Below are 22,335 nucleotides of genomic sequence, written 5' to 3'. Positions count from 1 at the left end.
CTGCTACCGACAGTTAAGTATGCGCAGATTGCACATTTTCTGCTCGAAACTGGCAATCTGCGCACATTTAACTGCGTAGGGGAGGCCCCGGCGCACTGTCGGCGTCTGGGAACTACGGCAGCAGCGAAAGGCAGCAGCTCGCCGCTCCGCTTCAGCCCTGCAGCTGATCGGCGATGAGAGCAGCCAGCAGAGCGGTGCGCGGGGCGATCTCGTCGATGACGGCGTGTTCGTGTTCGGCGTGCGCCCCATCGCCGACGGCGCCCAGACCGTCGAGTGTGGCGATGCCGTCACCGGCGGTGAAGTTCCCGTCCGAGGCGCCGCCCACGGACACTCCCTGCGGCGCGGGCAGTCCGAGTTCGCCGGCGAGAGCCGTCGCTCGCTCGAAGAGAGCAGCCGACTGTTCTGGTTCGAACGGAGGCCGGTTGATTCCACCGAGCACCTCCGTCGTCGAGCCCTCCACCTGCGGTTTCGCAGCCAACTCCCGGATCTGCGCATCCACGCGTTCGAGCTCAGCCGCAGTCCGGGCCCGCACATCGATGTCCATCCGGGCTTCGGCCGGTACGGTGTTCGACGTGGTCCCCGCGCTGATCACGGTCGGCACCACCGTCGTCCCCGCCTCGGCGTCGGCGAGTCCCGCCACCAACGGCAGAGTCAGGGCCAGGGCCATGCCCGCGTTGATGCCCTTCTCCGGTTCGAGGCCGGCGTGCGAGGCCCTGCCGGTGAACTTCAGCACGTAGTTGCTCGTGCCCTTCCGCTCGAGTTTGAGCGCCCCGCCGGCGCTCGCCTCCATGACGAGCACAGCCTTCGCCTCGGCCGCCTCGGCGCGGATGAGGTCCGACGAGGACACGGAGCCGATCTCCTCATCACCGGTGACGAGGATCGACAGACCGTCCAGCCCTCCTTCGCCGAGGTGGTCGGCCACCATCGCGGTCGCGTGCACGCTCATGATCGCCCCGGTGAGCATGTCGAAGCTGCCGGGACCACGGAGGATGCCGTCCTCGGTGGAGAACGGGATGCGTTCGAGGGTGCCGTGCGGCCACACCGTGTCCTGGTGGTTGAGCAGGACGACGCGGGCCGGCCCGGTGCCGAAGCGCAGGCGCAGGTGGGCGGTGCCGTCGACCTCGAGCAGTTCCGCCTCGGCACCGAGGCGGTCCCCCAGAAGCGCGGCGAAGTCCCGTGCTCCTGCGGCCACGGCCGCCTTGTCGTGTGAGGGGGTCTCGACGGAGATGACCCGTTCGATGTCGGCGAGCATGTCGGGCAGACGTCGCTTCGCCTGTTCGACGAAGTCAGCGGGCTGGGGCGAAGATGATGTGGTCGAAGTCATAGGGCGAGTCTACGGAAGGCCGGTTGCCGACAACGCAGGTGTCCGAATGATGCAGGACGGACCCGATGCGCAGCTCGTCCACACCGCGGCCGAATCGGTGCGCGGTGCGCCGTGGGAAGGATTGCGGTCTCCGTGCGGAATGGCCTGTGGACGGCGGCCGCGCACAAACCCGGCCGTCTGTGGTTTGCTAGTCCTATGGGTGAGGCAGTCAGCTCGAAGCGGTACACGCCGGAGGAACGCACACTGTATCGGGAGAAGCTCGCGGAGAACCTCGAGCTCTTCGATACCTACCTTCGTCATGCGGATTTCAAATCGGCGGGCACGATCGGGCTCGAACTCGAGCTCAACCTCGTCGGCGAGGACAATCAGCCGAGCCTGCGCAACAAGGAGGTGCTCGATCGACTCGATGACGAGTATCAGTCCGAGATCGGCGGCTTCAACCTCGAACTCAACCACCCGGTGCTCCAAGTGGCCGGGCGGGGGCTGAAGACCTTGGAGGCCGGTGTCGCCCATCGCTTGGAGAAAGCGCAGAAGGCCGCCGAGGAAGACGGACTCAAGGTGGTGTCGATCGGCACCCTGCCGACCCTGACCACCGAATTCCTCACCGACGAGAAGTGGATGACCGAGGAGAACCGCTACGAGGCGCTGAGCAACTCGGTCATCGACGCCCGCGGCGAGTACGTCCGCATCGAACTCGGCCGTGAAGAGCGGTACAAGGCGGAGTTCGCCGATATCGCTCCGGAGTCCTCCTGCACGTCGATGCAGCTGCACCTGCAGGTGGCGCCGAACCGTTTCGCCGACGCGTGGAACGCCTCGCAGGCGATCGCCGGGGCGCAGGTGGCGATGGCAGCGAACTCGCCGCTGTTCGTCGGCCGCAAGCTGTGGCACGAATCCCGAATCCCCATCTTCGCGCAGTCCATCGACACCCGCACACCCGAACTCGTCAACCAGGGCGTGCGTCCCCGCGTATGGTTCGGCGAACGGTGGATCACCAGCGTCTTCGACCTCTTCGAGGAGAACGTCCGCTACTTCCCGCCGCTGCTGCCCGAGATCAAGGACTTCGTCGAATTCCGTGCCGCCGACGCACCGAAGCTCTTCGAACTCAATCTGCACAACGGCACGGTGTGGCGTTGGAACCGTCCCATCTACAACTCCGGTGACGGCGGTGCCCACATCCGTGTCGAGAACCGACTGCTGCCGGCCGGTCCGACACCTGTCGACATGGTTGCCGACGCCGCCTTCTACTACGGTCTGGCCGAGTTCCTCGTCGGGGAGAACCGTCCCGTGTGGTCGCGGATGTCATTCGCCGAGGCGGAGGAGAACTTCAACGCCTGCGCCAAAGACGGGATCGAGGCCCGGGTGACCTGGCCGAAGATCGGACGCATCGGCGTGGCCGACCTCGTCACCGATGTGCTCGCACCGCAGGCCAGGCGCGGACTCTCGCGACTGAACATCGACAAGGACGTCATCGACGAATACATGTCGATCATCGAAGGCCGTGCGGAGAACCGCGTCAATGGTGCGACCTGGCAGCTGAAGGCCCTCGAGAGCCTCGCGCCCGGAAGCCGGCAGGACTCACCCGAACGCGCCGAGGGCATCACGGCGATGATGGACGCCTACCTCGCGAACCAGGCGACAGGGAAGCCCGTACACACCTGGGAGATTCCCACCCGCTGATGGCCGTTCGGAGCCAAATGCAGGTCACCATCGGATACTCAGCGCCAAAACTAGGTCACTATCGGATACTTCGCGACGCAGAAAGTATCCGATAGCGACCTATTCTCGGGCTCAGGCGACGAGCCTCAGAGGCGTTCGACCTCGACGAAGACGACGTCGGCGCCGCCTCCGGGGTTCGAGACCTCGTGCTCGGACCCCGCCGGGCGCGTGTAGGAGACGCCGGCCTCGAGTTCGGCGCGGATCTCTGTGCCGTCCGAATTGCGCACAAGCATCGTGTCCGTGACCATCGGCACGACGACGTATTCGTACTCGTGCTTGTGCATCGGGATGACGCCGTCGGGGCGGATCGTCCACTTCGTCACCCGGAACACTCCGTTGTCGAGCTGGACCTCGCCGGTCGAACCGGTGTCTGCTGCATTGTCTGCGGTCATGGTGATCTCCTTCGATACGCGAGCGGCCTGCGGCAGAAGCCGGGACGGACCTGACGCCCTCACTGTATCGCGCTGAACGGGCTCGACTTGAATCGATCCACCCGGGCTAGCATGAGTGATATGCGATACCCACTTGCTGACATCGACGATGTCGACGATGACATCCGCGCCCAGATCCTCGAGGTCGCCGAGAAGTCGGGCTTCGTGCCCAACGTCTTCCTCGCCCTGGCCCGCCGGCCGGACGAATTCCGCGCCTTCTTCGCCTACTATGACGCGCTCATGGAGAAGGAGACAGGGAACCTGACCAAGGCCGATCGGGAGATGATCGTCGTGGCCACCTCGGCGATCAATCACTGCCTCTACTGCGTCGTCGCGCACGGAGCGATGCTGCGGATCTTCCAGAAGGACGCGCTCATCGCCGATGTCGTCGCCACGAACTACCGCCAGGCCGATATCAGCCCACGTCAGATGGCCATGCTCGACTTCGCCGTCAAGGTCTGCGAAGAACCGTGGGCAGTGGGCGACGCCGACCACCAGAGGCTTGCCGACCACGGTTTCGACGCCGAAGATGCCTGGGACATCGCCGCGATCACCGGCTTCTTCGGCCTGTCCAACCGCATGGCCCACATCTCCGGAATGCTCCCGAACCCGGAGTTCTACACCCTCGGCCGCCTCCCGCGTGAGAAGAAGTGAACCGATGACCTCATCCACCCCCGCCGAGGCGGACCCCACCACCCGCGCCTTCGCCGTTTCCGGTCCGGCCGCCTCCGCCAAAACCATCCCGGCCGCCTCCGCCCGGTCCGGGCTCGTCAAACCGTTCGCCGCGATGGGCATCGTCGCCACAGTCGGGCAGATGCAGCGCGCCGGTCGTGACACCATCGCCATGTGCCTGGGCGAACCGACCCAGGGCGCGCCCGGTCCCGTGCTCGCCCGTGCCGCCGAGGTCATGACCGACGGCACTGGACTCGGATACTCGCCGATCTTCGGCATCCCCGAACTGCGCGAAGCCATCGCCTCCCACTACCGCGACTGGTACGGACTCGACATCGCACCCGACCGCATCGCCGTGACGACCGGATCCTCCGGCGCGTTTCAGACGACGTTCCTCACCTGCTTCGACGTCGGAGATCGGGTGGCTCTGGCCCGACCCGGGTATGGCGCGTACAAGAACATCCTCGCCGCACTCGGCTGCGAGGTCGTCGAACTCGACTGCGGTGCCGATGAAGGGTTCCAGCCCACCGTCGACCTCTTGGCCGCCGCCCATGCGAAGGCCCCGCTCAAAGGGCTCATGCTTGCCTCACCCGCGAACCCGACCGGCACGATGATCGGCCCCGAGGCGCTCGGCCGGATCGTCGACTGGTGCCGGGCCAACGGGGTGCAGGTGATCTCCGATGAGATCTACCACGGCATCAGCTATATCGGCACCCGCGGCGAATGCGCACTCGCCCACGACGACACTGCGATCGTCATCTCCTCGTTCTCCAAATACTGGGGCATGACCGGGTGGCGCCTCGGCTGGGCGATCCTGCCCGAAGCGCTCGTCGCCCCGGCCCAGAACGTCACCGGCAACCTCTCCCTATGCGCCCCGGTCCCGGCACAGTATGCGGCGGTCGCGGCCTTCACGGATGAGTCCTATGCCGAATGCGAGGCCGCCGTGGCCTCGTTCGCCGGTGCCCGCGAACACGTCCTGGGCGCACGTGACGACCTCGGCTTCGGCGAGATGGCCCCACCCGACGGCGCCTTCTACATGTACGCCGGAGTCGACGACATCCTCGACCGCGCGGGAATTGCCACCGCCGGCCAGTGGTGCGGGCAGGTGCTCGAGGCCACCGGTGTCGCGCTCGCCCCCGGTGACGACTTCGACTCCGTCGACGGCTCCCGTTCGGTGCGCCTGTCGCTGGCCGTCGGAGCGGACCGCACGGCCGAAGCCATCGACCGCATCCTCGACTTCATGGGATGAGCCCTGAACATCGTGGGATGAGCTCTGTGGAGGGGATCCGATGAGCGCCGAGGATGTGCGGGCGGGCGGGCCGCCTCCGACGCCGAAGGCCCTGCCGGTGCTCGGCATCATCCTGGCCGCAGTCCTGCTCGGATCGGCCGGACTGTTCGTCATCCTCGCCGAGGCGACCGCCCCCACCGCCGCCTTCCTGCGGTGTTGGATAGCGGTCATTGTGCTCGCCCCGTTGGCGGTGCTCGAGCTGCGCAGGTACGGGCGTTTCCCGCCGAAGGCGATCCTCATCGCCGCGGTCTCCGGAGCGGCGCTCGGAATCGACTATGTGCTGTGGGCGCAGAGCGTGCTCGACGCCGGTCTGGGCGTGTCCACGGTCCTCATCAGCGTTCAAGTGATCGTATTCCCGGCACTGGTGTGGGCGTTCGGCGGTTCCAGGCCGGGATGGCTGTTCATCGGCTGCGTGCCGATCATGATCATCGGCATGCTGCTGACCGGGGGAGTGTTCGGCACCGACGAGACGGCGGCGAATCCGACGCGGGGAGCGATCTTCGGTGTCCTGTCCGGTGTGCTCTACGGCGTCTACATCTTCGGCATCCGCCACAGCCGGAAGGTCGCCGGAGACTTCGTCGTCGCCCCGGTCCAGGTGGGCACGATCGCCGCCGGGGTGATGACCGCGGTCGCCGGGCTGACCCTCGGCGGACTCGACTTCGACCTCGGCTGGGCCGGTTGGGGCTGGATGATCGCCCTGGCCGTCTGCGGTCAGGCGCTGTCGTGGGTGCTGCTGAGCATCTCCAGCCCGCTGGTGCCGGTGCCGATGACCGCGGCGCTCATGCTGCTCCAACCGCTGTCCGCAGTGGTGCTCGGATCCCTCATCGCCGGGGAGCGGCTGCAGGCAGGTCAGTGGATCGGCGCCGTCCTGGTAGCCCTCATCGTCTGGGTCGTCGGTGGAGGACCCGAGGCTCTGACACGTCGGCGACGTCGGTAGTTCAGGAGTACTCGGCGAAGGATCGCCGCGGTGGGCTGGGAACGGTGGGCCGCCTCGGCGAAGGAATCGCTGCGGAAGCAGCGTCCCGGGTGGGACTCAGTGTTCGTGGGCTTCGATCGTGTGGGCGATGGCGTCGACGATGATGTGGGCGACGTGGTCGTCCTTGAGCGAATAGTAGGCTTCGCGGCCGATCCGATTGACTCCGACGAGGTGGAGTCCGCGGAGGAACTTCAGGTGCTGGGACACCAGCGGCTGGGACAGGCCGGTCGCCTCGACGATGTGGGTGACAGTGGCCTCGCCGTGGGTGAGGACGAGCAGCATCTTCAGCCGGGAGGGTGTGGCAAGTGCCTTGAAGAGGTCGGCGGTCTCGGTGATGGCTTCGAGATGGTCCTCGGGGTTGAGCAGGAGCTGCTCGACATCGTCATTGACGGGGACGGAATCGGGAATGGAAGCCATGAGTGCAGATTACCGGACAACCGGCGGGGTCATGCGATATCCGGCACCGTGGGGTGGTCGTGGCTGTCGCGGGGTTCGGGCGGTCGGGGCTGTCAGCGTCTCAGTCGAGGGCTTCGACGTCGGCCTGCGAGCCGAGGAGGTCGTCGGCCAAGGTCTCCCACTGACCGTAGGCATCCGGCAATGCTGAGCGCTGCACGGACTGTGCCGCTTCGGTCGGTGACATCGAATCCCAGCCGTCGATCTGGTTGAGGCCGGGGTTCTCGACCTCGGGGTTGATCCCATAGAACGCCTTGGCCGCGTAGATGGGATCGGTGAGCTGATGAGGTTCGCCCCAGCCTTGTGACGGGCGCTGCTGGAACAGGCCGACTGAATCACGGTCGCCGGAATCCAGGTTGCGCAGCGAGGACTCCTGCAGCGCTGTCATGAGGGCGATCCGGATCGCATGGTCGTCGAAGTTGCCCCCGCGGCCGACGCCGATGATGAGCCGAGCATTGTCGATCTGCTGTTCGCTGAGCTGGTTGACCGAAGCCATCTGCATCTGCCTGATCTTCGTGGAACCGAACGAAATGGGAGAATTGAGGATGATGACGGCGCCCACGACCAGTGCCATCACTGCTGCCCCGAGCCCGATGAGAGCACCAGTGAGCATGGACCGGCGGCCCTTGCGAGATGAGGTCAGACGAGGCATGAATATAACGATAATGCAACAAACTTAAGAGTGCATGGGGCAACGCCGAGGTTTTTATCACAGGAAGGTCACGGCCGGGCGGCGGTGAGGGTGCGAGCGGAGCCGAGTGCGGACCGATTTCGGATGACCCCGCACAGCTTAGGCTTGAACCATGGTGAGAATCGTTCGGCGCAACAACCGCCCGCCTCTGATGACCTGCCTCATTGTGGTCTTCTCCTTCGTCGCCGTCGGCATCCTGACCGTTGCCGGCATCCTCGTCGCCGTCATCTTCCTTTCCGCGGAATCGTCGTCGACGGGCTCATCGCCGACCTCGGACTCCTCGTCGGTCGGTTCCTCACCCTCCGATTCCGACTCGGACGGCGGCCCCGGTCCGAGCACCACTGCTCCGGTGTCCGGAGGCTGGACGAGCGGAGGCTGAGTTTCGGGCCGCGGCTGAGTCCCTGGTAGGACGGGCGAGCAGCATCGTCGGAACCCGTCCAGATCACCGATCCGGATCAGCCTCGGTGATCCTGCGGGGCCACCGGTTGCCGGAGGATCGTGCGCAGCTTCTCCGGCGCGGTCCGGCGAACATCGCTGAGGTAGATCTCGTGGTGCTTCCCCGCCATCGTCATCCCGGCGTCGGGAATGACATCGGTGTGCATGCGCTCGAGGACCGGCCCTTCGTCGTCGAAGGGACCGACATGCAGGGTCTGGACGCACGTTCCCTCCCGCAGAGCGTCGAATCGGATCTCGCCGAGGCGGGGCGCCGAACCCTTCGCCCGGACCGTGTCGATGACTCCGTCGACGTGGCCTGCATCCAACCAGTCCGGGACGAACAGCATGAGCGTGAAGTCCCACGCTGACTTGTCCCGAGCGCTCGTGAATGCCGTCATGTCATCGGCCCACCACAGGCCTTCGAGCGGAGGCACGACATAGTCGCGGCCGAGTTCGAGCTTGCTGAGGAACTTCAGCCCATAGGCGAGCGGATAGAGGGTCGTCAGCGCCGATGCGAAATCCGGCGAGGTGTTCGGGTTCCCGTGGCCATCGATCATGAGGTACTGCGATTCCGGCACCTCGATGAGGTCGAATCGTCCCTGCTTCGCGCGGAAACTCGGCAGCGATCTCTTGAAATCGATCTTGTCCATACGAGGCTCCGCTCCAGGGCTGGGAATGAGATGAGTCTGATCCGCTTGACCTTGACACGATGTCAGGGTCTTCACTGGGTGGCAAGGAGGTGGACACCATGACACATCCACTCGAACACCACCATATTTCCGAGCCGGCGCTTTCGACAGAGACCGACAGCCGCCGGAATGACTCCAGCGGCGGCAGGGGCGACACCAGCGATCGTCTGATCGAGCCAAGTGGCCGATGGAACGACACCGGCGCCCCCATGATCGACGCGCTGAGTTCGTCGACCCCGCAGCAGCGCCTGCAAGCGGCGATGGCCATCGGCACCCGGGCCGAGCCCCGTGACCTCGACGTGCTCATCGCCCGGTGCCGCATCGAACCGGACTTCTTCGTCCGCGACATGCTCACCTGGGCGCTCACTCGGCTGCCCGCCGACGACACCGTTGCCCGCCTCGTCGCCGAACTCGACTCGCCGCTGCCGCAGGCGATCAGCCAATCCCTGCACACCCTGTCGAAGATCGGTGACGTCCGCGCCTGGCCGGCCATGGACCCGGCCCGGATCGGCACCGCATTCATCGCGCATGCCGACACCGAGGTGGCCCGCAGCGCGTGGAGAGCCGCCGTTGCCCTTGTGCCCGGTGAAGATCGTGAAGAATTGGCATCCGCCCTGGTGACACAGTTGGGACGAGGGGATCTCGAGATGCAGAAGAGCCTCAGCCGGGCGCTGGTGGCCCTCGGTGAGGATCTCGTGTCAGTGGTCGATGAGAGGCTTCACGCAGAGGACGACACAGTGCGGGCTCACGCCATGGCGACCCGGGACATGTTCGATGACCCGGATGCCGGCTTCGCCCACGCCTTGGACGCAGCCAAGCGGGTGGTCGCACTGGGGTCCGAGGCCACGGTCTAGATCGGCACAGGGAAGGTCCGATCGTGCGTGTGCCGACGGGTGGGGCAAGCCCGTCGGCACACGGCCGAGGTCTCGGATCCCTTCCTTCAACGAGCGGCAGCTACGGCATAAAGTGGCTGACAGCAGAGAAGAGGTGGCAATGCTCATCGGCGAAGTGGCGCGGCGCTCCGGTGTGAGCGCACGCATGCTGCGCCACTACGAATCATTGGGCCTCGTCTCGCCCAGCCAGCGGACGCCCGGCGGCTATCGCGAGTACTCCGATGCCGATATAGGGCGCATCTTCCACCTCGAGGGTCTGCGCAAACTCGGGATGTCTCTGACCGAAGTCGGTCGGGTGCTGTCCGAGCCGGGCTTCGACCCCGGCACAGTGCTCGGGGACCTCATCGACCAGGCACGTGAGCGGATCGCGGCCGAGCAACGTCTGCTCGACCACCTCCAGTCCGTCGCTCGGCTCGGTCGAGCCGACGGCGAGTCGCTCCTGTACACCATCGATCTCATGCGCTCTCTCGAATCCGGCGATGTCATCCAGCGGCACAAGGCCGCACTCGGCAGCGGAGTCGACGGAGGAATGCCGATCGAGGCCCTGTCGCAGGCGGTCCTGCAGGAGACCGTGCTCAACGCGGCCGGGGCCATGCGGTGGGCGCTCGCCCAGGCCGGTGCCGAGGCCGTGCCTCATGTGGTGGTCGGAATGGACGACGCATCTGCCCAAGTGCGTCGCAATGCACTGCTGGCCCTCGACGAGATCCGCAGGACCACACCGGATGCAAAACTCGACTCACGCTCGATTTCGATGATCCGGCAGGCGCTGGACAAGGGACTCGACGATGTCGACCCTGATATCCGCAGCATCGCCGCACTCACCCTCGGCCGCTCAGGTGATGAGAAAGCTGTGCCCGTGCTGCTCGACATGGCGATGAATGGACCGAAGGACATCGAGGCGGCCGAGACCCTCGGCTTCATCGTCGACGCGACCGGACCGACTGCCGACATCGGCGAACGGGTCCTCACCGAACTGCATAGACAAGCGGACTCACACGATCCCCAGATACGGTTCCGGGTGCTCCAAGTCCTCCTCGAGATCTCCGGCGACCGCAGCAGTGACCTCATTGCCGAGCTCAGCGACGATGACAGCCCGGAGCTCGCAGCCACCGCTCTCGCCGCACTCGACCGCCGCCGACGGGAGCAGACATCGGGCAAGCGACGAACCTGACCGAATCCGGTCGGGCCGCCTCGGTGAGGGGACGGTGGGAATCCGCGTTCCGACCGCCGCGGCGAAGGGATGTCGGGTCTTCCTCATTCCGGTGGCTGAGCACGGATCACTAAACTGGCCCTCATGACAACGGGCGGGACGACGGACGGAACGGATGCGGCCGGTGCGGCGGTCGGGCAGAAGCGGCGGCTGAGGCAGCCGTTCGTCTATCGGCGACACCACTTCACACCCACCGGGGTGCTCGACTACCTGTTCTTCCTGTTCGCCGGGGCGGCCTCGACTTGGCTGGCGCTGCTCATCCTGCTCAAGGGATTCAGCCTCGGCTGGTGGCAGGTGCTCACGCTGCTCGTGTTCTGGGGAGTCGTGTCCTATCTGGCTCTGCCCAGACTGCATCGCATCCTGTCTCAGATCTATGTGCCGAACTACTTCATCGGCCGCACTCGCACCTCCGATGGTCTGCTCGGCGATCCGGTCAATCTCGCCTGGCGCGGTGAGGAAGCCCAGATCCACCATGCGATGCGCGAAGCCGGGTGGATCCTCGCCGACGGCATCACTCCCGCATCGACGTGGGAGATCATCCGGTCGACGGTGACGAAGCGCAGCTACCCGCAGGCGCCGGTGCCCCCGCTGCTGCTGTTCGGTCGCCGTCAGGACTTCGCCTACCAGCAGGAAGTCGACGGCGATCCGGGCCAGCGTCACCATGTGCGGTTCTGGAAATGCCCGCGCGGATGGCTGCTGCCCGGCGGGCACCAAGCCGATTGGCTGGCCGCCGGAACCTATGACAAAGCCGTCGGCATCTCCCTGTTCACCCTCCAGTTCACCCACAAGATCGAAGAGAACACCGACGTCGAACGCGACCATATCGTCGACACGGTCACCGGTGCCAACGATGTGATCGCGGTCGATCGGATCAAGGACTTCTCCACGGGGTACCACTCCCGCAACGGCGGCGGCGATGCGATCGTCACCGACGGGCACCTGCCGATCGTCGACGTCACCGAGGTGGTCGCCGACGAAGCCGATCACCCCGAACGCCTGGAGCTGGCGCTCGACGCCACCCGCATCTACTCCGATTCGCGCAGCGTGTCCGAAGTGACGAAGACGCTGTGGCGTCAGCGCCCGCTGCAGACCGTCGTCGGAGCTGCCCTCGTGCTCGTTCTGCTGCTCTTCCAGGCGTGGGATGTGATCAGTATGCTCCTCGATTGGAACGGTCTGCGGTCCGAAGTCGTCGGCTACAGCTCGGACATCGCGGCCGTCAGCGATGACACGGCCACCCGCATCGTCGCGGGGTTACTCATCGGCGTCAGCCTTCTCATCGGGTGCCTGCAGGTCATCGCGTCGACTGCGGTGTTCCGCGGCAGCAACCGGGCCAGGCTGTGGATCCTCACGCTCTCGACGATCTCCGTGATCGTGTCGATGACGAACTACTTCACCGGAGACCGCGACCTGGCGACGAACATGTATGCGCTGACGACCATCGCCATGCAGGTGGCGGTGCTGCTGGCGCTGTCGAGCGACTCCTCCCGGATGTTCACCCGCTTCAGCACGGCAGCCCTGCGTGCCGAGCGACAGGACCGCGCCCTCGAGGACTGACGCGGAGGGCCCCACCTGGGAGGCCCGGGGCGGCGGGTCCGTGTATTCTGACCGTGTCCGATCCACTCCGCACTCCGCACTTCAGCTCGACGCCGAGACTGATTCACACACGAAGGCCGGACTCCATGACCGACCAGACTCCCGATGCTTCCGTCTTCGATTCGATCGACCCGGTCCTCAAGGTCGTCACCGCCGAGATCGAGATCTCAGCTCCCGCCGAGACGGTCTTCGAACTCATCGCCGACCCGCAGCGACAGCCGGAATGGGACGGCAATGACAACCTCGGCTCGGCCGTCGAGGGCCAGCGAGTGCAGGGGGCCGGGGGCTCGTTCGTCACGACTCTGACCAAGGGCGTGGACCGGGAGAACCACATCGTCGACTTCGCCGAAGGCAGGCTCATCGCCTGGAAGCCCTCCGAAGTGCGTGGAGAGCCGTTCGGTCAGAAGTGGGTGTGGGAGATCGAACCGACCGGGGACGACTCGGTCCTGGTTCGTCACACCTATGACTGGACCGAGCTGCGCGATCCGAAGCGTCTGTCGCGGGCGCAGTCGACGACCGCGGCGAATCTGCTCGCCTCGCTCAAGAGACTCAAACAGCTCGCCGAAGGCTGAGATCAGGCGCCTGGCAGACAGCCGCGGCCTGACTGCTTACCGCATCCGAGTGCCCGTCCCGCCGGGACAGCAGTCCGGTCAGAACAGTCCGGTCAGAACAGACGGACAGAGGCACTCACTTCGGCCAGGCGTCGGCGAGGCGCGTGAGCAGCGATGCCAGCTGTGCCCGTTCGTCCTCGGTGAATGTGCTCAATGCCTGATCGACGTTGTCACGCTGGGCGCCGCGGAATCTGTTGGTGATCGTGCGGCCCTTGTCCGTCAGCGCGATGAGGGTTCGCCGGGCATCATCCGGGTCTGCCTCGCGACGCAGGAGGCCGAGCTCGACGCCTTGGGATACGAGCCTGGACGCGCGCGGCTGATCGACGCCGATCGCATCGCCGAGTGCGCTGACTCCCAGCGCCGTGCCCGCCTGGACGAGTGAGATGAGCAGACGGATGAGCGCACGCCCACGGCCGTGTGCGGCGAACGGCCCACCGGGGTGACGCTTGCCGCCGAAGGGGAAGTCGTCTGAGTTCCGACCGCCGCCGAATCCACCACGGTCTCCGAACCCACCGCGTTCACCAAAGCCCCCGCGCTGGCCAGGGCCGCCGTGCTCACCGAACCCGCCGAAGGGGCCGAATCCGCGCGGACCGCCGGGCCCGCGCCGCCACTGCAGGCGGGTGAGCGCCTCGGCGATCGCCTGAATGTCATCGTTCGTGCTCATGATTCGATTTTACATGCCACTTGACATGCAATTGAATTGCATGTCATTCTGCATGTACATGTCAGATGACAACTAAGGAGATGACATGACTGAAAACAAAGACTTCAACGATGACAACGACGACTTCACCACTCCGACCGGAGGAGCCGGCGCAGCAGGTGCCGATGACCGGACGGACTCGCCGAACACCGACGAGAACACCGTCGCCGGCAGCGCCTCGAGCCTCGGCTCCGATCGCGAACAGCCGGGCGAAGCGGGCAAGACCGATGCGGCGGAGAATGATTCGGCCGCACGCACTGAGCCCGTGAACGATGCCGATTCCGGCGACGGCAAGGGCGAAGACACCGACGCCGATCTGCCGCAGCTGCTGCGCGAGTTCAGCCACGTGCTGCGTCGCGAATTCCGCTCGGTTGCGGTCGACTCCGGATTCGACCCTCGCGACTTCGGGCGTATGCGGCGAGGACGTCGCCGCTGGGATTCCGATGAGGTCGTCGCCGACGGTGCCGCCTACCCGGAAGAGCCTGTGACCTACGGTCCGCCGCGTGGCCGAGGTGGATGGGGACCGTCGAAGAACATCGATCCCGAAGAGCTGCGCCAGCGCTTCCGTGATATGCGCGACGGAGTCGGCGATCGCATCGAAGAGGTGCTCACCTCCGAAGAGTTCGAGAACCTCAAGGCCTCGCTGTCGAAGATCGTCGACAACTTCGGTCCCGACGGCTGCGGCGATGACTCGGCCCGCCATGACGGACCGCACGACCGCGAACACCCCCACGACCATGACGATCACCGAGGCGGCCCTGACCATCACGAGGCCCATGGACCCCGTGGTGGCAACGGCGACCGCGACCGCCGCCGCGCAGGAGGCCGCGGACGGCGCGGTTTCGGCCCGAACTTCGGTCCCGGCTTCGGTCCGGGCCGACGCGGATTCGACCCCTTCGGCTGGGCCGATGAGCGCCGCAGCCGCGAACAGGAGGTCCAAGAGGCCTTCGAGCGCGGATTCGCCGCGGGCTTCGAACAGGGGCGCAACTCATAAGTGACTCCGCCGGTGGAGTGCTCTCCGCCGGCGGCCGACCGTTGGGTCGTGCGAAGACACTCTCCCGACCACCCGAGAACGCGATGCCGGCCCGCACACCCGCGCTGTCCATCAACAGAACGGCACCGTGAACCATCGACGCGATCCGGTGCGCACCTCCACGGTTCGCACCGGATCGCGTCTGCGTCTGTGCGCCGAGACTCCCGGCGTGGTGCGCTTGCGTGTCCACGACATCGCCGCGGGCGCAGCGATCACGCGACAGTGCGGGCCGCTGACCGCTCAGCTGCGCGAGAGCACCGTCCCGAGATCATCGAGCACGCTGCGATCCTCGATCGTCGACGGCACTGCCGGGTCGTCGACGCCATCGGCGATCTGCCGCATCGTCTTGCGCAGGATCTTGCCCGATCGGGTCTTCGGCAGACCCGCGACGATGTCGACACGTTTGAACGCGGCGACCGGCCCGATCTCTTTGCGGACGAGCGCCACGAGTTCGTCGATGACAGTGTCCGGATCGGCCGCCTCGGCGGAATCCCCGAGCACGACCAGCGCACGTGGGATCTGCCCCTTCATGTCATCGTGGACGCCGATGACAGCGGCCTCGGCCACGGCCGGGTGGGAGGCGACGACCGCCTCGATGATGCCGGTGGACAGGCGGTGGCCGGCGACGTTGATGACATCGTCGGTGCGACCCATGACGAAGACGTATCCATCCTCATCGAGATAGCCGGAATCGCCGGTGAGGTAATAGCCGTCGAAGGCGGCGAGGTAGGAGGAGATGAACCGCTCGTCGTCACCCCACACCGTGGCCATGGTGCCCGGAGGCAGCGGCAGCCGGATGACGATGAGTCCTTCCTCCCCGGACGGAACGGGCTGACCGCCGGGGTCGACGACCTCGACGTGGAAGCCGGGAGTCGGCTTCGTCGAGGACCCCGCCTTGAGCGGGAACCGAGTCAGGCCCAGGGGATTCGCCGTGATCGGCCAGCCGGTCTCCGTCTGCCACCAATTGTCGACGACAGGGACGTCGCGTCCGGTCGCCTCGGCGAGGATCTTCGTCGTCCACTCATACGTGTCGGGATCGAGGCGCTCGCCGGCGAGGAACTCCGCGCGCAGACTCGACAGATCGTACTTCTTCATCAGCTCGCCGTTCGGGTCCTCCTTGCGCACCACGCGCATGGCGGTCGGGGCGGTGAAATGGACGTTGACCTTGTGCTGCTCGATGGCGCGGAAGAAGGCCCCGGCATCGGGTGTGCCCACGGGTTTGCCCTCATAGAGCACCGAGGTGACGCCGGCCAGCAGGGGTGCGTAGATGATGTATGTGTGCCCGACGACCCACCCGACGTCGGAGGCTGTGAACATCGTGTCGCCCGGGTGGAGGCCGAAGACGGTCGGCATTGAGAAGGCTCCGGCCACCGCATATCCGCCGGAGTCGCGGACGATTCCCTTCGGTTTGCCGGTGGTGCCCGAGGTGTAGAGGACGTAGAGCTCGTCGGTGGCTTTCACGGTCACCGGGTCGATGCCCTCGGGCGTCTGGGCGAGCAGTTCGGCGTAGTCGAGGTCGTTCTCGCCGAGTTCGCAGCGATGTTCGTCGCGCTGGACGATGACGGTGAAGTCAGGTTTGTTCTCAGCGATCTCGATGGCCTCATCGAGCATCGGCTTGTATTCGAGGACTCGGCTCTTCTCGACTCCGCAGGAAGTGGAGATGACGGCTTTCGGGGCGGTGTCGTCGATGCGCACGGCCAGCTCGTTCGGAGCGAAGCCGCCGAAGACGACCGAGTGGATCGCGCCGAGGCGGGCGCACGCGAGCATGGCCACGGCCGCCTCGGGGATCATCGGCATGTAGATGACGACGCGATCGCCCTTGGTCACCCCTCGGTCGGCCAGAGCCCGAGCGAAGCGGGAGACCTCGTCGAGAAGCTCGGCGTAAGTGATCGAACGGACGGTGTCGGTGACCGGCGAATCGTAGATGATGGCGGCCTGGTCGCCGCGGCCGTTCGCGACATGTCGGTCGAGCGCGTTGTAGCAGACGTTGAGCTCGCCGTCGGGGAACCAGCGATAGATCGGCGCATTCGAATCGTCGACGGCCTTCGTCGGTTCGGTGACCCAGTCGATGTGGTTCTTGGCCTGCTCGAGCCAGAAGCCGTGCGCGTCCTCGGCGATGCGGGCCACGATGCCTTCGTAGCTTTCTGCGGAGTTCTCGGTGGTGGTGTTCATGTTCCCATTGTGACGCATGGCACAGTTATATGCCGAGGTGGGGCACATCCTCGGGGATCGCCACCGGCACGAAAGTGGACCCATTTCCCTGCACTCGGACCAGGAGAGGGCACAATGGGGATATGAGATTCCTGGTTGCACTGATCCTCGGCCTCGCCGTCATGTTCGGTCTGAACGCCATCTTCGACTTCTTCGCGATGGCGCGACCGTGGGGTTCGATCCTCATGGGCGTCATCGTCGGGCTGACAATGCTCGTCGTCCTGCTCATCTGGGAGGCCGTGCGCCCGACCCAGCCGAAGGGCGAATCGGCGAAGGCCAAGGCGAAGGCGCAGAAGAGCGAAGACGAGCGGACGAAGGCCCGTGCCGAACGACGTGCCCGACTCGCCGCCGAGGCGGGAGTGAGCCTCGAAGGCATCGACGGTGCCCTGCCGGGGTCGACCGCCCGATCGTCCGAAGCGGCCTCGGCCGATGGGTCAGCCGAGGAGGCTTCCACCGAGGGGGCTTCCGCCGAGGGTGCATCGGCTCAGGCGACACCCACCGAGGCGGTTCCCACTGTGAGCGAGTCCGCTGACAGTGCGACAGCTGAGGGTTCGGACGCAGCCGAGGCCGCGGCGAAGACCGAGGGCGAGGAAACTGCTGAGACCAGCGCTGCTGCCGACGGCGCGGCGACCGCTGCGCCGGATGAGGCGACGACCGCCGGGTCGAAAGCGCCTGAGACCGACGCGGCCGAGCACGCAGCTGAGCAGAACAGCGAGACGGACTCGTCCCTGGAATCTGACGGAACCGAAGGCGACGAGGCTTCGAAAGATGAGGAACGCCCCGCCGATGCTGCGAAGCCCGCAGTGGTCGTGAAGCCCGCACAGCCGGCAGCACCCGTCGCTTCCGCGCAGCCACCGTCATCCGCACCGTTCGGCGGCTCCGAAGCCGCCAACGCTCACGCCGGAGAAACCGAAGCGGCCGGCACCCGCGTCGGTGAGACCGAATCCGGAGACACCGGCGCTGCTGACGTTGCACCCACGCGACCCGCTGGGAAGCCGGCCGAGCAGTCAGGGGAATCGTCCCAACTGCCCCCGCCTCCGCCGATGCCGCCGTCGTTCCCTGCTCAGCCCGCCGCCGCGCCACAGGCTGCAGATACGGCTGCGCCACAGGTCGCGGATACGACGAACGAGACCATGTCCGCAGCTCCGTCGCTGAACAAGGACGATGTCAGTGACAGCGGATCCGCCTCGGCGTCCGACCCCGAACTCGAGGGACCTGCCGAAGACCCGGCGACGCTCGACCCCGAGGAATTCGACGAATCCGCCAGCGGCTCCTCGCTCGAGGCACCGCCGACCGGTGAACCCGGAATGTCGGCCGATGCGCTCTCCGGCAAGATGCCGGACGAGGTCGAGGAGTCCGCGGACTCGGCCGAAGGAGAGCCTGCCGAAGACGAAACCGAGGAAGCCCAGGCTCCTGAACGCGAGGAACCGTCGGCCGAGGAGAACAACCAGTACCGGCTCTGAGCCGGCGTCGCCTTCGGGCAGACACACCCTCAGGTCAACGGCCCCTCAGGCGAGCAAACCCTCAGGCGTAGTGTGCGGCGAGGATCTGCAGGCCCTCTTCGATGCTGACGCGGGGAGTCCACCCGAGGACTTCCTGCGTCCGCCGCTGATCGAACCAATGCGCGGTCGACAGCTGTTCGGCGAGGAACCTCGTCAACGGCGGTTCGTCGTCATGCTCTCCGAACTCCCACACCTTTTCGACCACAGACCCTGCTGCCAGCGCCGGTGCCACCGGAATGCGCAGCTTCGGCTCCGCCGCACCGCCGGCGATCGCGATGCGTGACATCAGCTCACCGATCGGCCGAGGCTGACCGTTCGTCACCACCAACGCCTCACCATGGGTGGAATCGACTGCAGTCACCGCCGCGACGATCGCCTCCACTGCATTGTCGACGAACAGGGTGTCGACCAGCGCCGCTCCCGAACCGAGCACCGGCATCCGCCCCGATCGGGCACGGTCGATGACCCGTTCAGTGAGCTGGGTATCACCCGGACCCCACATGAGGTGCGGACGCAGGACGAGCACCCGGAAGTCGGACGAGTCCGCGCCCAGAGCAATCCGCTCACCGGCGCCCTTCGTCCGCGCATACTCGCCGCGCGCAGACTCCGGAGACGCCGGTTCGGCACCGTCGCCGATGATCGACTCACCGGTATGTGCCACCGACGGCGACGAGATATGGACCAGCCGCTGCACGCCGGCGGCCCGTGCCGCATCGACGAGTGTGCGAGTGCCGCCGATGTTCACGGCCTCGAAATCCTTGGGATCACCCATCATGGACACCTTCGCGGCCAAGTGCACGACCGCCTCGGCGCCGGTGGCGGCCTGATCGACGGCAGCCGCATCGGTTACCGAACCGATGACATCGACGGCGCCGTCGACCCCTGAGGGGCGACGCTGCAGAGTGGTGACCTCGTGACCGGCGGTGACGAGCGCACGCGCGACGGACGAACCGAGCAGCCCGGAGGCTCCGGTGACGGTGATTCTCACTTCAGCTCCTCGTGAACGGGGACGACGCAGATTCGGGGGTGGCGCAGATATCGGCGATGCCTCTAGACGCTTCCCCGCACCGGCCCACCGGCCAGGACGCTGCCGGCCCAGGCGGCGAGGCGGGAGCGGTCGATCTTCGAATTGTGGCGGATGTCGGTGGGGAACTCGGGTGCCACGAGCACCGCGGTCAGATCATGACCGACCGCCTCGGCGACCTTCTCCCGCAGGCGTGCTGTCAGATCCAAGGGTGCGAGACCGGGAGACAGCGAGGTGCACTCGGCATCGAGCACGGCCACAAGCGCCTGGGTGCCGACGGGACCGATGCCGACGACGGAGCTGCGGCTGACCTGGGCATCGGCGTCGATGAGCGCTTCAAGGCCTCCGGGCCCGACCGGTCCGCGCGGGGTCGTGACAACATGCTGCAGACGTCCCTCGAGCCACACGCGACCGTTCTCATCGATGTGGCCGATATCGTTCGTCCGATGCCAGGTCAGACCGTGCAGATCATCACGCGCCGAATCCGCAGTCGTGTGCCACAGATTGTCGTAGCCGGACTTGATGTGGGCGGCACTGACGACGAATTCGCCGAGGCGGCCCTGCGCGGCCGCGCCCTGCAGCAGCTCACCGGCCGAACGTCCCGACTCATCGATGGGGGCCAGAGCGAGTTCGACGCCGTCGATCGGCTGCCCCACGCAGACCCCGAGACCACCGGTGGCATCGGCGGCGGCCACGCCGTCACGGTCGATGTCGGTGAGCAGGAGCCCCTCGGTCATGCCATAGGGGGAGTGGATGGACGCGTTCGGGAATACCTCGGCAATGGCATCCATAAGCTCCAGCGGCACGGGCGCACCCGCCGAGAGCACGAGTTCGACCCCGGCGCACGCTTCCCGCTGCTGCTCGTCGAGCTCGCCGGCGGTCGCGGCGACATTCGTGTATGCGGCCGGGGAGGCGAAGACCATGGTGGCCCGTCCGGCGATGATCGCATCGGCGATCGCAGTGGCCGTGAGCGTCTTCGGTTTCGTCACCGACATGTCCGGTGTCACCGAGGTGGCTCCGATGGCCGGTCCCAACAGGGCGAACGGTGGGAACCCAGCCACCAGTCCGGTGCCTTCGGTGACGTTGAAGGTCCTGGTCAGCACGGCCGCCAGCGCGGAGATGTCCGCATGCGTATAGCGCACGCCCTTCGCCGGTCCCGTCGACCCGGAGGTGAAGAGGATCGCCGCGTCGGCATCCGGTGACGGGGCCGGCAGCTCGGCCCGGTGCGGGGTGCGGGAGAGTTCGGTCAGGCTCGTCTCTGCCTTGAACACGCGCGAGCGCACGGGTCCGAGCGGACGCACGGAGATCCGCCGGCCGGGCCAGCCGAAGGCGCGGGCCAGAGCGAGTCCGGGCAGCTCGCCGATGATCCACTGCGGATCGGCCGAGGTGATCGCCCTGGTCATTCCCTTCGGGCCGAGTCCGGCATCGGCGACGACGGCGACCGCACCGATCTTCAGGCACGCATAGAGAGCGGCGGTGAGATTGTTGCCCGGAGGCACAAGCATGGACACCCGGTCCCCGGGCTTCACCCCGAGGTCGAGCAACCCGTTCGCGATCGACGTGGTGACGTGCCACAGATGGCGCCACGTGATCTGCTGCGCCGGATTCTGCGCGAAGTCGACCGAGGCGATCGCCTCGTCGTCACGGCGGGCATCGAGGATCGCCGTCACCGCGCGGACCGCCGCGGATCCGTTGCCGGTGGCGGAGTCGTCCGCGACATCGGACGTCGATCCGCTCGCAGAGGAGGGCGTTCCCGACCGCTCGGACGCTGAGCCGGCGGCAGGGACCGATCCTCTCGCCGAGGCGGCCGTGCCCTTCCGCCCGGACGATCCTTTCGCGGGGGCCGCCTCGGTGGGGGTGTTCGCAGCGTCGGGCGCATCGAACTGCGCATCGAGCCAGTCGAGGACGAGACCGGGGACATCGTGGTCTTCGCTGACGAGGTGGGAGGCCGTTTCGAACCGGTGCACATCGGCCTGCGGCAGGCGCTGGCGCAGGTCCCGCAGGTAGCGTTCGAGGAACACCGGATCCTTCGGGCCCCAGACGAGCAGGGCCGACTTGTCGAAAGCAGCGATGTCCCGGCCGATGCGCTGGAGCTCGGGATCGGAGGCATGAGTGTCATCGACGGGGATATCGGCGACGAAGTTGCCGATCGCCCACCGGTCCTCTGCCCGCCGGTACGGGGCGTGGAATGCGTCCTTGGTCTCGGCATCGAGGTCACCGAGGCCCAGGGTCACGCGCAGGAACCAGTCGGTGAGAACGGTGGCCGTCGGCAGCATGGGCCCGGCCAGGGTCGCGCGCAGCGGTGCGGGCACCGGGGCGTCCTCGGGCTGGTGGACGGCCGTGTTGAGGCTGATGGCCGCGGACACCCGGTCGGTGTTCCGGGCAGCCCAGCCGAGTGAGAGGACTCCGCCCCAGTCGTGACCGATCGTCACGATCGGGTGGGTGGCGGATCCGGTGGCGGCCACCTCGGCGAACAGGTTTGAGACGACCGCATCGAAATCGTTGATGCGATCGGCGATGCGGCGCACCTCATCAGACTTCGGGGTCGGCATCGACGCGTGGGCGAGCCGTTCGGAGAAGCCCATCTCGAGCTGGTCGGGGGCGATGAGCCGCCAGGCGCGGCCGCCGTTCTGTGCGGCATCAACGGTGGCCTGTGCCAGCCTGCGCCACAGATACGACCAGGTCGGGTTGCCGTGGAGGGCGACGATCGTGCCCGCCGGCTCCACCCCGGCGGCGGTCAGGGCGGACAGCGTGTCGAGCACATGGAACGCATGGATCCCGTCGGAGGTTTCCGCCTCGACGATTCGGGACCAGGCGGGGTCCCACTCGGGCAGCTGCGGGGGAGTCGTGGCCGGCCGTGCAGGAAATCTCATGAAGTCT

General features: G+C 66.6%; 20 protein-coding genes. 11 read left to right on the top strand and 9 right to left on the bottom strand.

Translation table 11 applies throughout. The annotated features are described in order from the left end of the window. Window positions 1–151: 151 nt before the first annotated feature. Complete coding sequence (locus AC3CD9_RS14320) at window positions 152–1,324, bottom strand: M20 family metallopeptidase (RefSeq protein WP_488364572.1); 1,173 nt, start codon at window positions 1,322–1,324, stop codon at window positions 152–154. A 195-nt stretch (window positions 1,325–1,519) separates the two neighbouring features. Between AC3CD9_RS14320 and AC3CD9_RS14315 the strand changes: the two genes are divergently transcribed. Then, a complete protein-coding gene (locus tag AC3CD9_RS14315) occupies window positions 1,520–3,001 on the top strand; it encodes a glutamate-cysteine ligase family protein (protein WP_488364571.1) in 1,482 nt (493 codons plus the stop codon). Between the two features lie 125 nt (window positions 3,002–3,126). Here the strand turns inward: AC3CD9_RS14315 and AC3CD9_RS14310 are convergent, their stop codons facing one another. Further along, window positions 3,127–3,432 carry a cupin domain-containing protein gene (locus AC3CD9_RS14310; RefSeq protein WP_458310442.1) on the bottom strand — a complete coding sequence of 102 codons (306 nt, stop codon included), beginning with the start codon at window positions 3,430–3,432 and terminating at the stop codon, window positions 3,127–3,129. A 120-nt stretch (window positions 3,433–3,552) separates the two neighbouring features. On the opposite strand from AC3CD9_RS14310, the gene AC3CD9_RS14305 reads away from it, so the two are divergent. From AC3CD9_RS14305 to AC3CD9_RS14295, 3 genes are all read left to right on the top strand, one after another. Beyond that, on the top strand, window positions 3,553–4,125 hold the full coding sequence (locus AC3CD9_RS14305; protein WP_376904549.1) for a peroxidase-related enzyme: 573 nt from the start codon (window positions 3,553–3,555) through the stop codon (window positions 4,123–4,125). Between the two features lie 133 nt (window positions 4,126–4,258). Further along, window positions 4,259–5,392, top strand: coding sequence for a pyridoxal phosphate-dependent aminotransferase (locus tag AC3CD9_RS14300; protein WP_488367558.1), 1,134 nt, complete (start codon window positions 4,259–4,261; stop codon window positions 5,390–5,392). Window positions 5,393–5,432: 40 nt separating this feature from the next. Then, window positions 5,433–6,368, top strand: coding sequence for a DMT family transporter (locus AC3CD9_RS14295; RefSeq protein WP_488364570.1), 936 nt, complete (start codon window positions 5,433–5,435; stop codon window positions 6,366–6,368). Window positions 6,369–6,464: 96 nt separating this feature from the next. Here the strand turns inward: AC3CD9_RS14295 and AC3CD9_RS14290 are convergent, their stop codons facing one another. Beyond that, window positions 6,465–6,824 carry an ArsR/SmtB family transcription factor gene (locus tag AC3CD9_RS14290; protein ID WP_139909298.1) on the bottom strand — a complete coding sequence of 120 codons (360 nt, stop codon included), beginning with the start codon at window positions 6,822–6,824 and terminating at the stop codon, window positions 6,465–6,467. Window positions 6,825–6,924: 100 nt separating this feature from the next. Beyond that, the gene (locus AC3CD9_RS14285; protein WP_488364568.1) at window positions 6,925–7,512 is read right to left on the bottom strand and encodes a peptidoglycan-binding protein; all 588 of its coding nucleotides are present in this window, start codon (window positions 7,510–7,512) and stop codon (window positions 6,925–6,927) included. 151 nt (window positions 7,513–7,663) lie between these two features. Between AC3CD9_RS14285 and AC3CD9_RS14280 the strand changes: the two genes are divergently transcribed. Next, window positions 7,664–7,930 carry a hypothetical protein gene (locus AC3CD9_RS14280; protein ID WP_488364567.1) on the top strand — a complete coding sequence of 89 codons (267 nt, stop codon included), beginning with the start codon at window positions 7,664–7,666 and terminating at the stop codon, window positions 7,928–7,930. A 76-nt stretch (window positions 7,931–8,006) separates the two neighbouring features. On the opposite strand, the gene AC3CD9_RS14275 is transcribed toward AC3CD9_RS14280, so the two are convergent. Beyond that, entirely contained in the window at window positions 8,007–8,636 is a 630-nt protein-coding gene (locus tag AC3CD9_RS14275; protein WP_488364566.1) for a GyrI-like domain-containing protein, read from the bottom strand. Between the two features lie 98 nt (window positions 8,637–8,734). Between AC3CD9_RS14275 and AC3CD9_RS14270 the strand changes: the two genes are divergently transcribed. The 4 genes from AC3CD9_RS14270 (at window position 8,735) to AC3CD9_RS14255 (ending at window position 12,943) form a co-directional block, all read left to right on the top strand. Further along, on the top strand, window positions 8,735–9,529 hold the full coding sequence (locus AC3CD9_RS14270) for a HEAT repeat domain-containing protein (RefSeq protein ID WP_488364564.1): 795 nt from the start codon (window positions 8,735–8,737) through the stop codon (window positions 9,527–9,529). Window positions 9,530–9,641: 112 nt separating this feature from the next. Further along, a complete protein-coding gene (locus AC3CD9_RS14265; RefSeq protein ID WP_488364563.1) occupies window positions 9,642–10,739 on the top strand; it encodes a MerR family DNA-binding transcriptional regulator in 1,098 nt (365 codons plus the stop codon). Between the two features lie 123 nt (window positions 10,740–10,862). Continuing rightward, window positions 10,863–12,332 carry an LssY C-terminal domain-containing protein gene (locus AC3CD9_RS14260; RefSeq protein ID WP_488364561.1) on the top strand — a complete coding sequence of 490 codons (1,470 nt, stop codon included), beginning with the start codon at window positions 10,863–10,865 and terminating at the stop codon, window positions 12,330–12,332. A 125-nt stretch (window positions 12,333–12,457) separates the two neighbouring features. Continuing rightward, window positions 12,458–12,943 carry an SRPBCC family protein gene (locus AC3CD9_RS14255; protein WP_488364560.1) on the top strand — a complete coding sequence of 162 codons (486 nt, stop codon included), beginning with the start codon at window positions 12,458–12,460 and terminating at the stop codon, window positions 12,941–12,943. A gap of 115 nt (window positions 12,944–13,058) precedes the next feature. On the opposite strand, the gene AC3CD9_RS14250 is transcribed toward AC3CD9_RS14255, so the two are convergent. Next, window positions 13,059–13,646 carry a MarR family winged helix-turn-helix transcriptional regulator gene (locus tag AC3CD9_RS14250; protein WP_488364559.1) on the bottom strand — a complete coding sequence of 196 codons (588 nt, stop codon included), beginning with the start codon at window positions 13,644–13,646 and terminating at the stop codon, window positions 13,059–13,061. A gap of 85 nt (window positions 13,647–13,731) precedes the next feature. Here AC3CD9_RS14250 and AC3CD9_RS14245 point away from each other — a divergent pair, with 85 nt between their 5' ends. Beyond that, entirely contained in the window at window positions 13,732–14,679 is a 948-nt protein-coding gene (locus AC3CD9_RS14245; RefSeq protein ID WP_488364557.1) for a hypothetical protein, read from the top strand. A gap of 279 nt (window positions 14,680–14,958) precedes the next feature. Here AC3CD9_RS14245 and AC3CD9_RS14240 read toward each other — a convergent pair whose 3' ends face one another. Next, a complete protein-coding gene (locus AC3CD9_RS14240; protein WP_488364556.1) occupies window positions 14,959–16,890 on the bottom strand; it encodes an acetate--CoA ligase in 1,932 nt (643 codons plus the stop codon). Window positions 16,891–17,012: 122 nt separating this feature from the next. On the opposite strand from AC3CD9_RS14240, the gene AC3CD9_RS14235 reads away from it, so the two are divergent. After that, the gene (locus AC3CD9_RS14235; RefSeq protein WP_488364555.1) at window positions 17,013–18,392 is read left to right on the top strand and encodes a hypothetical protein; all 1,380 of its coding nucleotides are present in this window, start codon (window positions 17,013–17,015) and stop codon (window positions 18,390–18,392) included. Window positions 18,393–18,453: 61 nt separating this feature from the next. Here the strand turns inward: AC3CD9_RS14235 and AC3CD9_RS14230 are convergent, their stop codons facing one another. Together AC3CD9_RS14230 and AC3CD9_RS14225 are read right to left on the bottom strand one after the other, a co-directional pair. Further along, complete coding sequence (locus tag AC3CD9_RS14230; protein ID WP_488364554.1) at window positions 18,454–19,419, bottom strand: NAD-dependent epimerase/dehydratase family protein; 966 nt, start codon at window positions 19,417–19,419, stop codon at window positions 18,454–18,456. Window positions 19,420–19,481: 62 nt separating this feature from the next. Beyond that, window positions 19,482–22,328, bottom strand: a complete 2,847-nt coding sequence (locus tag AC3CD9_RS14225; protein ID WP_488364552.1) for an alpha/beta fold hydrolase — start codon at window positions 22,326–22,328, stop codon at window positions 19,482–19,484. Between the last annotated feature and the right edge of the window lie 7 nt (window positions 22,329–22,335).

It is taken from the genome of Brevibacterium sp. MGP-B1 (assembly GCF_057766545.1).
The sequence above is the reverse complement of the archived record's forward strand: the minus strand, read 5'-3'. Positions and strand labels throughout refer to the sequence as shown.

Bases quoted from the DNA above. Each gene is read 5' to 3' on its own strand.
- AC3CD9_RS14320 (WP_488364572.1), bottom strand. From the start codon at position 1,324: ATGACTTCGACCACATCATCTTCGCCCCAGCCCGCTGACTTCGTCGAA.
- AC3CD9_RS14315 (WP_488364571.1), top strand. From the start codon at position 1,520: ATGGGTGAGGCAGTCAGCTCGAAGCGGTACACGCCGGAGGAACGCACA.
- AC3CD9_RS14310 (WP_458310442.1), bottom strand. From the start codon at position 3,432: ATGACCGCAGACAATGCAGCAGACACCGGTTCGACCGGCGAGGTCCAG.
- AC3CD9_RS14305 (WP_376904549.1), top strand. From the start codon at position 3,553: ATGCGATACCCACTTGCTGACATCGACGATGTCGACGATGACATCCGC.
- AC3CD9_RS14300 (WP_488367558.1), top strand. From the start codon at position 4,259: ATGGGCATCGTCGCCACAGTCGGGCAGATGCAGCGCGCCGGTCGTGAC.
- AC3CD9_RS14295 (WP_488364570.1), top strand. From the start codon at position 5,433: ATGAGCGCCGAGGATGTGCGGGCGGGCGGGCCGCCTCCGACGCCGAAG.
- AC3CD9_RS14290 (WP_139909298.1), bottom strand. From the start codon at position 6,824: ATGGCTTCCATTCCCGATTCCGTCCCCGTCAATGACGATGTCGAGCAG.
- AC3CD9_RS14285 (WP_488364568.1), bottom strand. From the start codon at position 7,512: ATGCCTCGTCTGACCTCATCTCGCAAGGGCCGCCGGTCCATGCTCACT.
- AC3CD9_RS14280 (WP_488364567.1), top strand. From the start codon at position 7,664: ATGGTGAGAATCGTTCGGCGCAACAACCGCCCGCCTCTGATGACCTGC.
- AC3CD9_RS14275 (WP_488364566.1), bottom strand. From the start codon at position 8,636: ATGGACAAGATCGATTTCAAGAGATCGCTGCCGAGTTTCCGCGCGAAG.
- AC3CD9_RS14270 (WP_488364564.1), top strand. From the start codon at position 8,735: ATGACACATCCACTCGAACACCACCATATTTCCGAGCCGGCGCTTTCG.
- AC3CD9_RS14260 (WP_488364561.1), top strand. From the start codon at position 10,863: ATGACAACGGGCGGGACGACGGACGGAACGGATGCGGCCGGTGCGGCG.
- AC3CD9_RS14255 (WP_488364560.1), top strand. From the start codon at position 12,458: ATGACCGACCAGACTCCCGATGCTTCCGTCTTCGATTCGATCGACCCG.
- AC3CD9_RS14250 (WP_488364559.1), bottom strand. From the start codon at position 13,646: ATGAGCACGAACGATGACATTCAGGCGATCGCCGAGGCGCTCACCCGC.
- AC3CD9_RS14245 (WP_488364557.1), top strand. From the start codon at position 13,732: ATGACTGAAAACAAAGACTTCAACGATGACAACGACGACTTCACCACT.
- AC3CD9_RS14240 (WP_488364556.1), bottom strand. From the start codon at position 16,890: ATGAACACCACCACCGAGAACTCCGCAGAAAGCTACGAAGGCATCGTG.
- AC3CD9_RS14235 (WP_488364555.1), top strand. From the start codon at position 17,013: ATGAGATTCCTGGTTGCACTGATCCTCGGCCTCGCCGTCATGTTCGGT.
- AC3CD9_RS14225 (WP_488364552.1), bottom strand. From the start codon at position 22,328: ATGAGATTTCCTGCACGGCCGGCCACGACTCCCCCGCAGCTGCCCGAG.